The organism is Streptomyces sp. JLSY215, from assembly GCF_059682825.1.
In genome coordinates, this window is the sequence record NZ_CM185022.1 from 3416700 (window position 1) to 3431098 (window position 14399).

Here is a 14399-nt window from a genome sequence, read left to right on the forward strand (position 1 = left end):
GCGGCGGGGCCGTCGCCGCTCACTCCTCGGCGGGCTCCGCCTCCCGGGCCAGGAAGAGCGCGAACACCGGCGGATGCTGCTGGAGCAGCTCCAGCCGCCCGCCGTCCGCCTCCGCCAGATCGCGGGCGACGGCCAGGCCCAGCCCCGTGGAGTTACGGCCGGAGACGGTCCGCTCGAAGACCCGCGAACCGAGGTCGGGCGGGACTCCGGGACCGGCGTCGGTGACCTCGACGACCGCCTGGTTGCCGGTGACGCGGGTACGCAGCGCGACCGTTCCGGCACCGTGCATCAGGGAGTTCTCGATCAGCGTGGCCAGCACCTGGGCGACCGCGCCCGGGGTGCCCACGGCCCGCAGCCCCTTCTTGCCGGAGCGGACGATGGCCCGTCCGGCGCTGCGGTAGGCCGGGCGCCACTCCTCGATCTGCTGCTTGACCACCTCGTCCAGATCGAAGGCCACCGCCGAGCCGGTGCGCGGATCGCGGGAATTGGTCAGCAGCCGCTGGACGACATCGGTCAGCCGCTCCACCTGGGCCAGCGCGATGGTGGCCTCTTCCTTCACGGTGTCCGGGTCGTCGGTGACGGTGATCTCCTCCAGCCGCATGGACAGCGCGGTCAGCGGGGTGCGCAGCTGGTGGGAGGCGTCGGCGGCGAGCCGGCGTTCGGCGGTCAGCATCCGGGCGATGCGTTCGGCGCTGGCGTCCAGCACATCGGCGACCCGGTCGAGCTCCTGGACGCCGTAGCGGCGGTGACGGGGGCGGGGGTCGCCGGAGCCCAGGCGCTCGGCGGTCTCCGCGAGGTCGGTGAGCGGCGCGGTCAGCCGGCGGGCCTGGCGTACGGCCAGGATGACGGCGGCGATGATCGCCAGCAGCGCGACGGCCGCGATGACCAGCAGGGTCCGGCCGATCTCCGCGCTGACCGTCGAGCGGGACTCCTGGACCATGACGGATTCGCCGCGGTCGCCCTTGACCTCCGACTCGATCACATCGCCCGACGGGCGGTGCCCGATCTGGATCGGGGCGGCCTTGCCCGGCACCCGGATCTCGGCGTACCGCTTGGCCGTGATCTGCTCGGAGAGGACGTCCGGGGTGATCTTCTCGCCGCTGCCCAGCCGGCTCTCGACTATCCCCACCAGCCGGACCGCCTCGGACGCCACGCTCTCCTGCGCACCCGACTGGATCGTGCGGGTCTCGACGATGACCAGCGAGACGCCGAAGACGGCGATGACGACGAGCACCACGGCGAGCGTGGAGTTGATCAGGCGGCGGCGCACAGACTCCTGGCCCTTTTCAGCTTTTCTCGAACCGGAAGCCGACACCGCGGACGGTGGCGATGTAGCGCGGGTTGGCGGCGTCGTCACCGAGCTTCTTGCGGAGCCAGGAGATGTGCATGTCCAGCGTCTTGGTGGACGACCACCAGGTGGTGTCCCAGACCTCGCGCATCAGCTGGTCACGGGTGACGACCCGGCCGGCGTCCCGTACCAGGACCCGCAGCAGGTCGAACTCCTTTGCCGTCAGCTGGAGTTCATCGTCGCCCATCCACGCGCGGTGCGACTCGACATCGATCCGTACGCCGTGGGTGGCGGGCGGCTGCTGGGGCTCGGCGGTGGAGCCGCGGCGCAGCAGGGCCCGCACCCGGGCCAGGAGTTCGGCGAGCCGGAACGGCTTGGTGACGTAGTCGTCGGCGCCGGCGTCCAGGCCGACGACGGTGTCCACCTCGTCGGCGCGGGCGGTCAGCACCAGGATCGGGAAGGAGTGGCCTTCGTTGCGGAGCCGGCGGGCGACCTCGAGGCCGTCCATACCGGGCAGCCCCAGGTCGAGCACGAGCAGGTCGATATTGCCCTGGAGACCGGCGTCGAGCGCCGTGGGGCCGTCCTCGCGCACTTCGACTTCGTAACCCTCGCGGCGCAGTGCGCGGGCGAGCGGCTCCGAGATGGACGCGTCATCCTCGGCGAGCAGTACACGGGTCATGGGCCGATGGTAGTCCGAGGTGCGGGGGCCGAGGGGCGGACCAGCACGGACGGGCGACGAGCGGCCGATTCCCGCCGGGCGACGGCCGTGACCTGGGCACCCGCGGCGGGGCGCCGCCGGACGGTTCCCGGCGGCAGTGTGACCGTTATCTCAACGACTCCCAATGGTGGCGGAACGAGACGTATGGTGTCGGGACGCACATCGCACAACCTTCGGGCCGCTGACGCTCAACTGGTGTCATCGGTCCCTGTTGTGTGCGGGGTTGGAACCACCAGCCCCGGTACACAGTGACTGACCTGTCGACCGGGTCCACCGCGCAGCAGCACGGGGGGCGTGGATCCCGGTGCTAGACCGTCCTGCCGACGCCGCCTTGGGTGGCGCCGAACCCCCGGACGTGGGGGCGGGTATGTCTGCACCGGTGCCGGTCACCCCCCACCCGGGCGCGCAACGAATCCTCGAGCGCGTCCCGAGCAGACCAAGGACTCATCATGGCGTCCAGCCAGACGAAGGACGCCGCCCGGCAGGCAAACCCTGCAGACGGCGGCAAAACCTTCTTCGGCCACCCGCGCGGACTGGCCCCGCTCTTCATGACCGAGATGTGGGAGCGCTTCAGCTATTACGGCATGCGCGCCCTGCTCGTGGTCTACCTGATCTCCGGTGGTCCGGACGCCGAAAAGGGCGCCCAGGGCGGCGGTCTGGCCATGAACGTGGCCACCGCCTCGGCCATCTACTCCATCTATGTCGCGATGGTCTATCTGCTGGCCATGCCCGGCGGCTGGATCGGCGACCGGATCTGGGGCCCGCGCAAGACCGTCGCCATCGCGGCGGGAGTCATCATGACCGGCCACCTGGCGCTGGCCATACCGGGCCAGGGCGGGTTCTTCGCGGGTCTGGCGCTGGTCGCGGTGGGCTCGGGTCTGCTGAAGGCCAATATCTCGACGATGGTCGGCCACCTCTACGACGGTCCTCAGGACCCGCGCCGGGACGGCGGCTTCACCCTCTTCTACATGGGCATCAACATCGGTGCCTTCGCGGCTCCGCTGGTCATCGGCACCGTCGGCCAGAGCGTCAACTGGCACCTGGGCTTCGCGCTCGCCGCGCTCGGTATGGGCCTGGGCCTGGTGTCGTTCCTGATCGGCACCCGCCACCTCAGCCCGCAGTCCAGCGTCGTGCCGAGCCCGCTCCAGGCGGAGGAGCGCACCATGTGGCTGCGCAAGGGCCTGATCTGGGTCGCCGTCGCCGCGGTCTTCTACGGCGTGGTCGCCTTCACCGGTCACTTCACCCTGAACTGGGCGGTGGTCCCGCTCGCACTGCTCGGCCTGATCATTCCGATCACGGTCCTGGCGCGCATCAAGCGCGACAAGGAGCTGACCGACACCGAGCAGACCAAGGTCAGCGGCTACATCTGGTTCTTCGTGGCCGCCGCGCTCTTCTGGATGATCTTCGACCAGGCGGGCTCGACGATGTCCGTCTTCGCGGAGAAGAAGACGAACGGCCAGGTCTTCGGGCTGGACTTCCCGTCCTCGTGGTTCCAGTCCGTGAACCCGCTGTGGGTCATGGCCCTCGCCCCGGTCATGGCCTGGCTGTGGCTGCGGCTGGCGCGCCGCGACCGCGAGCCGAGCACCACGGTGAAGTTCTCCATGGCGATGTTCCTCATCGGCGCCTCGTTCGTCGTCTTCATCATCCCGATGTTGATGGCCTCGGACGGCTCGAAGGTCAGCCCGATGTGGCTGCTGTCCATCTACATGATCCAGACCATCGGCGAGCTGTGCCTGTCCCCGGTCGGCCTGTCGGTGACCACCAAGATGGCACCGCAGAAGTACGCCAGCCAGATGCTGGGCGTGTGGTTCCTGGCCGTTACCGCGGGCGACTGCATCGTCACCCTGCTGTCCACCGGCGGCGCGGACCTGAGCGGTCCCCCGGTGCTGGCCGTCGAGGCCGGCATGGCGGTGCTGGCCGGCGTCGCGGTGTGGCTGAGCCGCAAGAAGATCATCGCGCTCATGGGCGACGTCCGCTGACGTCATCGCCGTTACGGAAGGGCCCGGTACGCGACTGCGTGCCGGGCCCTTCCGGTTGTGTGGCTGCGTGCTGCGGCGGCCGTGGCGGAGGATGTCCGTACGGTCCGGTGCGTCAGGAGCCCGACTCCGGGGGCCGGTACTCCTCGGCCAGCCCCATGCCGGTCATCAGCTCCAGCATCAGCATCTCGAACATCGGCTCCTGATCGGCGTCCATCAGCGGCGTGAAGTGGTCGAAGACCTCCAGCGCCACCTGGCCGTAGATCGCCCGCCAGCAGGAGAGCATGACGACGAGCGCACCGAGCGGCATGGTCACACCGGTGGCCTCGCGATACTGCGCCATCTGCGCCGCCAGCCGCGGATCGAGCTCCTCATCGGCACGGATGGCATAGGGGCGGTCGGCCCAGAGCTGCATGAACACCACGCCCCAGACCCCGGCGAGCTCCCGCACCCACTGGCTGGTCAGTTCCGCCTGTGCGTCACCGGCCGCCTTGGTCGGCGTGCCGAACAGCAGGCTGAACTCCTGGCGATGGGCCAGGGCCCACTTCCGGAACACCCGGGTCGGGGCAATCAGGCGGGCCGCGTAGTCCGCTTCCCGCTCCCCCTCGACCGCGCCCCTCATCGCATCCGCCAGCTCGTCGACGATGTCCCGGGCGGTGTGCCGGACGATGTCTTCCAGGCCGGCCGGGAAATGCCGGTACAGCGCGGCGGGGGTGACGCCGACCCGGCGGGCGATCTCCGCCAGGGTGAGCGCTTCCACACCCTGGCTGGTGATGATGTCCCGCGCGCTGGCCCGGACCTCCTGCGACATCTGGATGCGCAGGCGGTCACGTCGGGTTGCTGCACTCACTCTGCCCAGCCCTTTCCCGGTCTTGCGGTGGCCCCGTGCCGACTGTAGGCCGTCCTGAGCAGGCGCGGAGCGGCGGGGCCGGGAACACGCTGTGGTCCCGGCCCCGTTCGCGGCCGCCGCCGCATCCGTCATTCCGTCATCGCGCGATCAGCGCCACCCCCAACGCCACCGCATAGAGCACCGCGAAGGTGACGGGTACCGCCAACTCCACCCGGGTGAGCGGCACATACTCCTTCCACGACTTCCCTTCGCCCAGCTCCGACCACTCGGCCTCCAGGTAGAGCCGCGCGGGCAGCCGCTTCTCCAGCTCACCGATGACCCGGTACTTCGCCGCGTTGAGCTGCTTGTACGAGCGGATCAGCAGCAGCCACACCGCGCACTGGCAGCACGCGACCAGCGCGGCGAGCAGCAGTCCCCAGACCGGCAGTTCCTTGAGGAACGAGCGGCTGACGGCACCCGCGGTGGTGAGCAGCGCGGCATTCACCGTGAGGAAGAAGGTGTTCGTCAGGCTGCGGCGCGCGCTGATCCGGTCCGCCATCTCCACATAGAGCTTGTACTGCTCCATCACGGCCGTCCGGTATTTCTCGCCACCGGCCGTGGCGTAGTCCTGCGGGGTGACCGCGCCGTTCCACAGGCGAGGGGCGGTGCCCGGAGAGCCGCCTGGGAGACCGGTCATGCGACCGGATCTCCCTCGGTCCTCGCCACCTCGCCGGCCCCGGCCGCCGGCTGTACCTGCTCGGGCAGAACCACCGCATCCGGCTCGCCCACCACCAGCAACCCGGCCGGATCGGCCACCTGCTCCAGGCCGATGTCCCACTGCGCGATCCGCCCCCGCGACGGCACGACCTTGGTGACAGCGACCTGTAGTTCGCCGCCGGTGGTCACCGCACCTGCGCGAATGTCCTGCCAGAGCTCCTCGCGCATGTTCGATACGTGCAAAAGTCCCAGCCTGCGATATCCGGCGAGCCGCACCCGTACATAGCCGCCCTTCAGATTCACATCGAAGAGCGTTCCGACGAACCGCTCCCCCACCTTCGGGTATTCCCCCTCGGGCGGTTCCGCCGGATTCGCCTGCGGCGCCTCGGTCAGTGTCACTTCGATGCGCCGCTGCTGCGGATCGACCTTGGAGACCCGGACCTGGATCTCGTCGCCTTCGCTCAGACCCACAGCCCGTGCCTGGTACGGCGGGATGAAGGATTTTCCGCCGAACGCGAGCAGCTCGATGAAGGCCCCCGCGTGGCTGACGCTGGTGACCCGGGCGGCGCAGTTCTGCCGCGGTGGATAGCCGGCCACCCGTCGCGGCCAGGGGTTGTCCTGACGGTGGCGCCGGGTGAAGGTCACCCGCCCCTGGTCCACCACGAAGTGACCGGACACCATGCTGCCCTGACGGTAGTTCTTGGCGGCGGCCATGTCGTCCGGGACCATTTCCTCGTACCCCACGTCCTCCCGGCGCATCTCCGCGCAGCGCAGCGGGTCCTGGACGTCCCGTACGAAGACCCGGTCCGGGTACGCGACCTCCACGACCGCGGTGGCCGCGAAGGCCCCGGAATCGGTGGTGCGTTCCGTCAGGTCCATCTCCGGGTCGGTCCGCGCCCGCTCGGCCTCGATGCGTGCCTCGAGGTCGATCTCGAGCTGGGCGAAGCTCTCCAGATCCCGGGTGTAGAACAGCGGCCGGAGCTGCCCGCGCAGGTTGGTCGGCACCTCCGCCCCCTCGTATGCGATCACGACCATCCGCTTGTGCAGGCACATCGCCCAGCCCAGCTCCATGGCCACGGACGTCGACGGGACGGACAGGTCCACGACCACGACGCCGGCCCGGTCCACACCGTCCCAGGCGGCCTCGAGCACCCCCAGCCTGGTGTCGGCGTTCTCGTCGGCCCGGTCCCCCCGCATCCCCAGACCGGTCACCACCTTCTTCAGCCTCTGGTAGACGAAGTCGAAGTCCAGCTCGGCGCCGTCGGGGACGGGCTTCTTGTCGTACGGCATCAGGAAGAACACGAGATCCGGCTCTACGGGGCGCCCGGACTGGCGCTCCAGGTTGATCAATCCCATGGGGCAGCACTCCTTACGATCTGCTACGAGTAACGAGCCATTACAAACTATCTCTGAGTTACTTCGTAGTCATCCATTACGCAACGAGGCATCGGGGCACGGAGGGGGCGCACGCCTCTCCACGCGCGCCCAACCTGCGTTCACCCCAGGTGTCATGACGACCCATGGGCACAGCAGCCACAACGGCTACAGCGGCTACGACGGCCACAGCAGGCACGGCGGCCACGACAAGGGGGCCGGTCCACGGTGTTGAACCACCGTGGACCGGCCCCCGGCCGTGCCAGGACTAGCGGCGCAGTCGCCGCCACGGGGTGAAGGTGAAGACCGCACCGCCGAGCAGGATGGCGGTGCCGGCGACCAGCCCGAGGGCGGTCAGGCTGTCGTGGTCGGCGGCGCCGGTGTTGGCGAGGCCGCCGGCGCTGCCGCTGCCGCCGGAGGCGGTGGCGGATCCGTCCGCGCCGCTCGACGCGCCGCCCGAGGCACCGCCCGACGTGCCGCCGGAGCTACCGCCGGACGTACCGCCCGGCTGCGCCGAGGTGTCCAGCGTGAGCGAGGCGCCCGGGTCCTTCTCCGGGGTGCAGGTCGTGGTCGTCCCCAGGGCGTTGACGGTGAGCACGCCCGGCGTCAGCGTCGTCTTGCCGGTGGCGCCCGGCTTGTAGGTGCCCTTCAGATCGGGGATCTCGATCGGTTCGCCCGACTTGATGGGCTGGGCGTTGGTCGGGCCCTCCACCTTGACCGACCCCTTGTCCGCGCCGCCCACCTTGACGTCCATCGACGGCTTGACCGAGTCCTTGGGGATGTCCGCCGGGCTGTCCATGACGGACTTCTTGAACTGCACCGTCAGGTCGTAACTGCCGCCTTTCTTCACGGCGTTGATCTGCACCGGCGAGGTCGCCTTCTTGTCCCCGATGGGGGTCTTGCAGGCGTAGGGGACCTGTATTTCCTTGCCCTGGTACGCGGTGCCGTCGGGGTCTCCGCCGGAGCCTCCGGTGGCGCCGGACGAGCCGGTGGAGCCGGAGGATCCGGAGGTCGTCCCGGAGGTTCCGGCGCTGGTACCGCCGCTGGTGCTGCCGCCGGAGTCCGTACCGGCGGAGGTGCCGCCGTTGTCGCTGCCGCCGTTCGCCGTGCCGCCGCTGGTCGTGCCGCCGCTCGTCGTCCCGCCGGAGCCGCCCCCGCCGTCCGTCACCTTGATGGTGACCGCGGGCGGCACCGTCTCCTTGGGCGAGCACTTGGTGTCCGTGGAGATCGGCTTGTTGACGTTGATGTTGTAGAAGCCGGGCGACAAGGTCACCTCACCCGGCTTCTCCAGCTTCAGCTTGCCCTTCATGTCCGACAGCTTCATCGGGGCGCCCTTGGGGATCGGCGGATTCTGCCGCGGCCCCTCCATCGGCAGATCGCCGGTCTGCGCCCCCGCCACCTTGATCGTGCCGGTCGGCTGGACGGTGTTCTCCCCCAGGTCGAGGATGTCGGGGTTCTTGGACGCCCCCTCGACGGTCTTCCAGACCACCTCGATCTCCTCGCCCACCTTGGCCGTGGCGGGCGCGCTGACCTCCACCTTCGTGGTGCCCTCGATCGGCGGCAGCCCGGATATCGGCGGCGGCAGACACTCCGTCTTGTACGACACCTCCGCCGCCTGGGCGGGACCGGCCACGGCCAGGACACCCGCCCCGGCGAGCACCAGAGCGGCCGCCGAGGCCACGCCCGCTCTCCTCCGTTGCCTCATCAGCGTCATCGGCCTCATCAGCGTCATCACGCGGAACCTTTCGACGTCGGTCGTTCGGTTGATGTGGTGGTGGACGGTGCGGTGTCCGAGGTGAACCACGGCAGCGCGGCGCTCTCGCCGGCGTCCCTGGTCACGTGTGGTGGGGCGGTCCTGCGTCGGTGGCGACGGGCGGCGGCCGGCCGGCGGGGGCGTACCCGGTCCACGATCGCCATCCCGATGCGGAACACCGCGGTCGGGATCACCAGGCACAGCAGCACCCAGAACAGCGTCACGCCCCACGGCCGGCCCACCCCCCACGGCTGCTCCACCAGGACCTTGCCGCCGTACTTGAGGGAGACCAGATAGTCCCCATGCGCGCCGGCGGCCAGCTCCACCGGCAGCTTGACCTCGGCCTTCTTCCCGGCGGGTACGGTTCCCCGCCACTGCTGGTCCTCCCACTTGGGCGCGAAGACGCCGTGCGAGGTGCCGATCTGGAAGACGGGGTTCCGGGCCGGCGTCGAGCCCACGTTGCCGACGGTGAGAACCAGGTCGCGCTGCGGCGGGGCGCCGAACCAGGTCAGCAGTCCGCTGCTGCCCGACAGCCGCGGCGCGGCCAGCACGGTCAGCCGTCCACCGGTGCTCTCCTTGGGCAGCGGCGCCACGGGGTGGCCCGCCACTTTGAACGCGGCGTCCGCTGCGGCCGCCGCACCGGTCACCGTCGCCACATGCACCACACAAGGGCACGGTTTGGGCGGTTCGGCGACCGGGAGGCTCCGGCGGAAGGCACCGTGTGCGTCGGTGGTGACGGCCCGCCCGTCGCCGTTGGCGCAGGCGTTGGTGCCGCCGATCATGTTCTGCCCGCAGATCAGCAGCGTGAGCAGCGCCTTGGGGCGCCAACCGCGGCCGGTGACGGTGATGGTGCCGCCCTTGCCCGCCTCCTTCTTGGAGACGTGTACGGACGGCCGGGCGTCGGCCGCGGCGGTGGGCCCGGCGTTCGCGGAGGCGGCGGGGAGCAGGGCCAGCGCGAGGGCGGCACCGAGGGCGAGCGCGGCCGCGGCCCGCCGGAGGAGGGTGGCTGCGCCGGTGGCGGTTGTGGTGGCTGTGGTTGGGGGCGTAGGGGTGGGGGCCGTGGCCGTATCCGTCTCGCCGTTCACGTTCTCGCTCCTGATCCCGGTACCGATCCCGATCCCGCGCCTGTTACCGATCCCGCTCGGGTCACCGATCCCGTGCCTGTCGCCGTTCCCGCACCTGCCGCCGTCCCCGCTCCGCTCCTCGCCAATTCCCTTTCCTCGTCGGCCACTTGATGGACGTCACGGCCGCTCCCGGCAGCCGTTTCCGCGCCGCCCGTCCGTCCGGTGCGCCGTCTGCGGACGACCACCCAGCCGCCCGCTCCCGCCGCCAGGACGAGGGCCGCCCCCACTGCCCCGCCCCAGGGCACCGCCGTATACGTCGCCGTCGCGGTCCCCCGCGCCCCGCCCTCCGCCGTCGCCGTCACCCGGACGTCCACCGAGTCCAGGCCGGGCGGATCCGGCCATTCCTCGGTGCGGTCGATACGTCGGCCGGGCAGCAGTTCGCGCGGCAGGGAGCCGGCCGTACGCCGCAGCACCCCGCCGAGGACGCCTTCGGCGCGCACGGCAACCCGCGGCCGGAGCGCGGTGTTTCCTCTATTGACCAGCGCATACCGGATGACCGCCGAGTCGCGTCCGTCGCCTGCCCCGCGCACGGACACGTTCTCGACGGTCAGCGCGGACAGCGCCGGCCCGGTCACCCGGAGGTGAACCGGCACCTTGGCCTGCCCGCCGGCCTTGCCGCCGCCGGTCGCGACGATCGTGCCGGAGTGGCTGCCGGGCCCCGTGCCGCGCGGCACGGTCACCGCGAACGGCACGGCGGCGCGCGTACGGGGCGGAATCGTCACCTCCTTCGCCGCGAGCGCGAGCCAGGATCCGACGCCGGGGCCCGAGCCGGTGCCGACGGCACGCAGCCGCACGGTGACGGCCCGGCCGGAAGGGTTGCCGAGGGACAGCCGGTCCGTCATCACGGTGCCGGGGGCGCCCTCCAGATAGAAGTACGGGCGGTCCTGCGCGCTCGGCCGGGCGCCGCCGCCCGGCGCGGGCGCGGCGGACCAGCCCGGTGCGGCGGGCCGGGCCACGGCCGCGGCGGGGCACAGCAGTACGGCGGCGGTCGAAAGGACCACACCACCGACCGCTGCGCGAGGACGGAACGGCATCGGCGGCTCCTGGTGCTCGTGCTCAGGCTCGTGCTCAGGCTCGTACTGCTGCTCGTACTGGTACTGCTGCTCGTGCTCGCACTCGTGCAGAAGGCGGGGGCGCGCCCCGTGTCACGCCCGCTGGTTGCGCCGGGTCAGCCAGAGCGCACCGGCCGCCCCGGCCAGCAGGACCGTGCCGCCGAGGGTGCCCAAGGCGATCGCGGAGTCCGCGGGACCGGTTTGCGGCAGCTGCCCGCCGGAGGAGCCGCCGGTGCCGCCCGAGGAGCCGCCCGATGCACCGCCCGAACCGCCGGAGCCCTTGACGTCCAGGGAGAGCGAGGGCTTGGGGTTGTTGCTGGGGGTGCAGGTGGTCGTGGTGCCCAGGGCCTTGATGGTGAGGGTGGAGGCCGTGAAGGTGACCTTGCCGCTGGCCTTGGGGGTATACGTACCGCTGAGGTCGCTGATCTTGATGGGGGTGTTGGCCGGTATCGCCTGGTCGTTGGCCGGCCCGGCGACCGGCACCGTGCCGCTGTCCGCGCCACCCAGCTTGATCAGCGCGCTCGGCTTCATGGCGCCCTTGCCCAGCTCGACGGGGCTGGAGGAGACGCCCTTCTGGAAGGACATCACGAGCTTGTACGCACTGCCACTGGGGGTGGACTTGATGTCGATGGGCGATACCGCGCCCTTGTTGCCGATCGGGGTCTTGCACTGGTAGTTGACGTCGACGACCTCGGCGTGTGCGGCCGGCGCGGCGAGCAGCACCGCGGATCCCGCCGTCATCGCCACGGCTGCGGCCAGAGCGGCCGTACGGCGTGGTCGCCTGGCGTGTGGTTCACAGAAGCGGGCCACCTCGAACTCCCCTTCTCCCGGGTAGCGCACCGCCGAATGTTACTGACGGCACATCAGATTGGGCGCTCAAGGTACGCCCGGGGCCCTGCCGAGGGAAGGCACAGCGCAGCCCCGATCGGAGCGGAGGGGTGGGCATACGACGGGTATACGACAAAGCGCGGACCCGTGGGCCCGCGCTCAACTCTTCGTGTCACGGCCGCCCTTCAGGACGGCGCGGCGAGCTCCGCCCAGACGGTCTTACCCGCACCGTCGGCGTTGCGTACCACGCCCCAGTCCAGGCACAGGCGCTGCACGATGAACATGCCGTGCCCGCCGGGGCGGCCCGGACGGTGCGGACTGCGCGGCGCGGGCGAACCGGCACCGAGGTCGGTGACCTCCAGGCGCAGCACCTTGCGCGTGCACCGCAGCCGCAGCTCCTCCGGCCCCTCGGCGTGCAGACAGGCGTTGGTGACCAGCTCGGAGACGACGAGCAGCACGTCCTCCGCGGCGGCCCGCTGGTCGGCGTTGGCGGCCGGCAGCCAGCCCCAGTCGTGCAGGGCCTCCCGGGCGAAGTCACGGCCGCGCGCCACGGCGCCCCGGGTGCCCGCCAGGCGCAGCCGACGCACCTGACCCACCGGGGCGGCGGTCTGCGCGGTGGTCTGGGCGGCGGAAGCACCGGCGCCTCCCGGCTCCGGGCCAAGATCGCCCGGCGGGTACGGCCGGGTGGTGCTCATCAGCGCTTCACCTCACCGATTCGCCTTCTTGCGGACAACAGATAACTGACTGGTTACGGATTCAGATGTCTCCTGCCCGACCGGGCCGCGAGAACACCCACTTCTTTGGTACGGAAGTTGTGACTCGTACTACGTGCCGGGATTGCCACCATCCGGGCACCGTCGTCACGTCAGTCGGCCAGTGCCGCGTCGAGCGAGTCATGCACGGTGAAGACCGCTTCCGCACCGGTGATCTCGAAGACCCGGGCAACGACCGGCTGCATTCCGGCCAGATGGACCCCGCCCCCTGCGGCCTCCGCTTTCAGGCGGGCACCGAGCAGCACATTGAGTCCGGTGGAGTCCATGAATTCAAGGGGTGAGCAGTCCACCACCAGGCGTGCATATCCATCGTCCACGCACCCCTCCAGTGACTCACGCAACAGATCGGCGGTGTGGTGATCGAGCTCACCGGCAGCGGTCACGACCGCGCTGGCACCGTGATGCCGGATCGCGATATGCAACCGGCCCCGGCTTGCACTGCCGACCGTCCCGCGGTCCATGCGCGCGCACCCCTCTTGCTGTCTCGGCTACTCATTGCTTATGACTGCGCTTGTCGAACACTACGCCCTCACTCCCCACAGGGGTAGCCGAACAATCGCCATATAGCCCGAGATATGGACAACACGCACTTGCCATCTTCATGCAAAGCCAGGTAGGCGTAGAGGCAGACATTCGAAACGACCGGCTTTGGAGGCGCCGCACACCGCAGCTTCACGTAGAGGCTTCGGCAGCCATATGCCGAGAACGATGGAGGACACATGTCACCCCGGCTCGACGAACTGCGCACCGACGACACCCGGCAGCACACCTCGTCGACACCCCTGTCCGACCCGACGGGGCACATCCCTTCCCAGACGCCCCCTGCCCAGTCGATCCCTGCCGAATCCGACACGGCGGGCATTCCCGAGATCGACGGCCTGCCGGAGATCCCCCCGTTCGACGAGGTGGGTCCGGTAGATGCGCGGGCGCTGTCCAAGACCCTCTTCGAGCGGCTGGAAACGCTCGAGGAAGGCACGCATGAATTCGCATACGTCCGTAACACTCTGGTCGAGCTCAATCTCGCCCTGGTGAAGTTCGCGGCCTCCCGGTTCCGCTCCCGCAGCGAGCCCATGGAGGACATCGTCCAGGTCGGCACGATTGGCCTGATCAAGGCGATAGACCGCTTCGAGCTGAGCCGCGGCGTCGAGTTCCCGACGTTTGCGATGCCGACCATTGTCGGCGAGATCAAGCGCTTCTTCCGCGACACCAGCTGGTCGGTGCGCGTACCGAGGCGTCTGCAGGAACTGCGGCTGGATCTCGCCAAGGCCGGCGACGAACTGGCGCAGAAGCTGGACCGCGCCCCCACGGTGAGCGAGCTCGCCGAACGCCTCGGCATCACCAAGGACGAGGTCGTGGAAGGGATGGCCGCGAGCAACGCCTACACCGCGAGCTCGCTGGACGCCCAGCCCGAGGAGGACGACAGCGAAGGTGCGCTGGCGGACCGCATCGGCTACGAGGACAACGGCCTCGAAGGCATTGAGTACGTCGAATCGCTCAAGCCGCTGATCGCCGAACTCCCGCCGCGCGACCGCAAGATCCTTTCGCTGCGTTTCGTGGCCAATATGACGCAGTCCGAGATCGGCGAGGAGCTGAACATCTCCCAGATGCACGTCTCCCGGCTGCTCTCGCGCACACTCGGCCGGCTCCGCAAGGGGCTGATGGTCGAGGAGTGACTGCCCGCGGTCGCACCGCCGGTCCGCCGTGACCGGTAGCCGCCCGCGCAGAGGAGGGCCTGCCCCGGAGGTTTTCGGGACGGGCCCTCCTCTGCTGGGCCCGTTCTCTTGCGGGGCCAGAAGCCGTCCTCGTTCAGGTGGGTGATGCCGGGGACGAACCGCAGCCACGACGCGAACTCGGCGCGCGGCACCTCCGCACCGCCGAATATGGCCTCGGCCTGCTGGAAGACCTCGCGGCCGATATGCGGGGCGGCGCTCATGCCCTCGATGTGCGCCCGTACCGCGGCCCGGTCG

General features: G+C 70.2%; 13 protein-coding genes. 2 read left to right on the forward strand and 11 right to left on the reverse strand.

Features of this window, described 5'->3' with window-relative positions:
* Positions 1-19 precede the first annotated feature (19 nt).
* Positions 20-1270, reverse strand: a complete 1251-nt coding sequence (locus tag AC5677_RS15125; RefSeq protein ID WP_497195560.1) for a sensor histidine kinase — start codon at positions 1268-1270, stop codon at positions 20-22.
* Positions 1271-1286: 16 nt separating this feature from the next.
* Complete coding sequence (locus tag AC5677_RS15130; protein WP_046927718.1) at positions 1287-1967, reverse strand: response regulator transcription factor; 681 nt, start codon at positions 1965-1967, stop codon at positions 1287-1289.
* 488 nt (positions 1968-2455) lie between these two features.
* Between AC5677_RS15130 and AC5677_RS15135 the strand changes: the two genes are divergently transcribed.
* A complete protein-coding gene (locus AC5677_RS15135; protein ID WP_497195561.1) occupies positions 2456-3985 on the forward strand; it encodes a peptide MFS transporter in 1530 nt (509 codons plus the stop codon).
* 112 nt (positions 3986-4097) lie between these two features.
* On the opposite strand, the gene AC5677_RS15140 is transcribed toward AC5677_RS15135, so the two are convergent.
* The 9 genes from AC5677_RS15140 to AC5677_RS15180 form a co-directional block, all read right to left on the reverse strand.
* Positions 4098-4832, reverse strand: coding sequence for a TetR/AcrR family transcriptional regulator (locus AC5677_RS15140; RefSeq protein WP_497195562.1), 735 nt, complete (start codon positions 4830-4832; stop codon positions 4098-4100).
* Between the two features lie 136 nt (positions 4833-4968).
* Complete coding sequence (locus AC5677_RS15145; RefSeq protein ID WP_497195563.1) at positions 4969-5508, reverse strand: RipA family octameric membrane protein; 540 nt, start codon at positions 5506-5508, stop codon at positions 4969-4971.
* Positions 5505-6884: a hypothetical protein gene (locus tag AC5677_RS15150; RefSeq protein WP_497195564.1), complete on the reverse strand. Its 1380-nt coding sequence runs from the start codon at positions 6882-6884 to the stop codon at positions 5505-5507. Before AC5677_RS15150 ends, AC5677_RS15145 begins: the two co-directional genes overlap by 4 nt.
* 286 nt (positions 6885-7170) lie before the next feature.
* Positions 7171-8607 carry a hypothetical protein gene (locus tag AC5677_RS15155; RefSeq protein ID WP_497196631.1) on the reverse strand — a complete coding sequence of 479 codons (1437 nt, stop codon included), beginning with the start codon at positions 8605-8607 and terminating at the stop codon, positions 7171-7173.
* A gap of 26 nt (positions 8608-8633) precedes the next feature.
* Positions 8634-9740 carry a hypothetical protein gene (locus tag AC5677_RS15160; RefSeq protein ID WP_497195565.1) on the reverse strand — a complete coding sequence of 369 codons (1107 nt, stop codon included), beginning with the start codon at positions 9738-9740 and terminating at the stop codon, positions 8634-8636.
* Positions 9737-10813: a COG1470 family protein gene (locus AC5677_RS15165; protein ID WP_497195566.1), complete on the reverse strand. Its 1077-nt coding sequence runs from the start codon at positions 10811-10813 to the stop codon at positions 9737-9739. The genes AC5677_RS15160 and AC5677_RS15165 overlap by 4 nt, the downstream gene beginning before the upstream one ends.
* Before the next feature lie 111 nt (positions 10814-10924).
* Positions 10925-11641, reverse strand: coding sequence for an LPXTG cell wall anchor domain-containing protein (locus AC5677_RS15170; protein WP_497196632.1), 717 nt, complete (start codon positions 11639-11641; stop codon positions 10925-10927).
* Positions 11642-11844: 203 nt separating this feature from the next.
* Positions 11845-12354 carry an ATP-binding protein gene (locus tag AC5677_RS15175; protein WP_497195567.1) on the reverse strand — a complete coding sequence of 170 codons (510 nt, stop codon included), beginning with the start codon at positions 12352-12354 and terminating at the stop codon, positions 11845-11847.
* A gap of 170 nt (positions 12355-12524) precedes the next feature.
* The gene (locus tag AC5677_RS15180) at positions 12525-12893 is read right to left on the reverse strand and encodes an STAS domain-containing protein (protein WP_403510033.1); all 369 of its coding nucleotides are present in this window, start codon (positions 12891-12893) and stop codon (positions 12525-12527) included.
* Between the two features lie 258 nt (positions 12894-13151).
* Here AC5677_RS15180 and AC5677_RS15185 point away from each other — a divergent pair, with 258 nt between their 5' ends.
* Positions 13152-14105, forward strand: coding sequence for an RNA polymerase sigma factor SigF (locus tag AC5677_RS15185; protein ID WP_497195568.1), 954 nt, complete (start codon positions 13152-13154; stop codon positions 14103-14105).
* Positions 14106-14399 lie beyond the last annotated feature (294 nt).

Coding starts and splice junctions, on each gene's coding strand:
- AC5677_RS15145 (WP_497195563.1), bottom strand. CDS start 5,508: ATGACCGGTCTCCCAGGCGGCTCTCCGGGCACCGCCCCTCGCCTGTGG.
- AC5677_RS15185 (WP_497195568.1), top strand. CDS start 13,152: ATGTCACCCCGGCTCGACGAACTGCGCACCGACGACACCCGGCAGCAC.
- AC5677_RS15150 (WP_497195564.1), bottom strand. CDS start 6,884: ATGGGATTGATCAACCTGGAGCGCCAGTCCGGGCGCCCCGTAGAGCCG.
- AC5677_RS15180 (WP_403510033.1), bottom strand. CDS start 12,893: ATGGACCGCGGGACGGTCGGCAGTGCAAGCCGGGGCCGGTTGCATATC.
- AC5677_RS15135 (WP_497195561.1), top strand. CDS start 2,456: ATGGCGTCCAGCCAGACGAAGGACGCCGCCCGGCAGGCAAACCCTGCA.
- AC5677_RS15165 (WP_497195566.1), bottom strand. CDS start 10,813: ATGCCGTTCCGTCCTCGCGCAGCGGTCGGTGGTGTGGTCCTTTCGACC.
- AC5677_RS15175 (WP_497195567.1), bottom strand. CDS start 12,354: ATGAGCACCACCCGGCCGTACCCGCCGGGCGATCTTGGCCCGGAGCCG.
- AC5677_RS15130 (WP_046927718.1), bottom strand. CDS start 1,967: ATGACCCGTGTACTGCTCGCCGAGGATGACGCGTCCATCTCGGAGCCG.
- AC5677_RS15155 (WP_497196631.1), bottom strand. CDS start 8,607: ATGAGGCAACGGAGGAGAGCGGGCGTGGCCTCGGCGGCCGCTCTGGTG.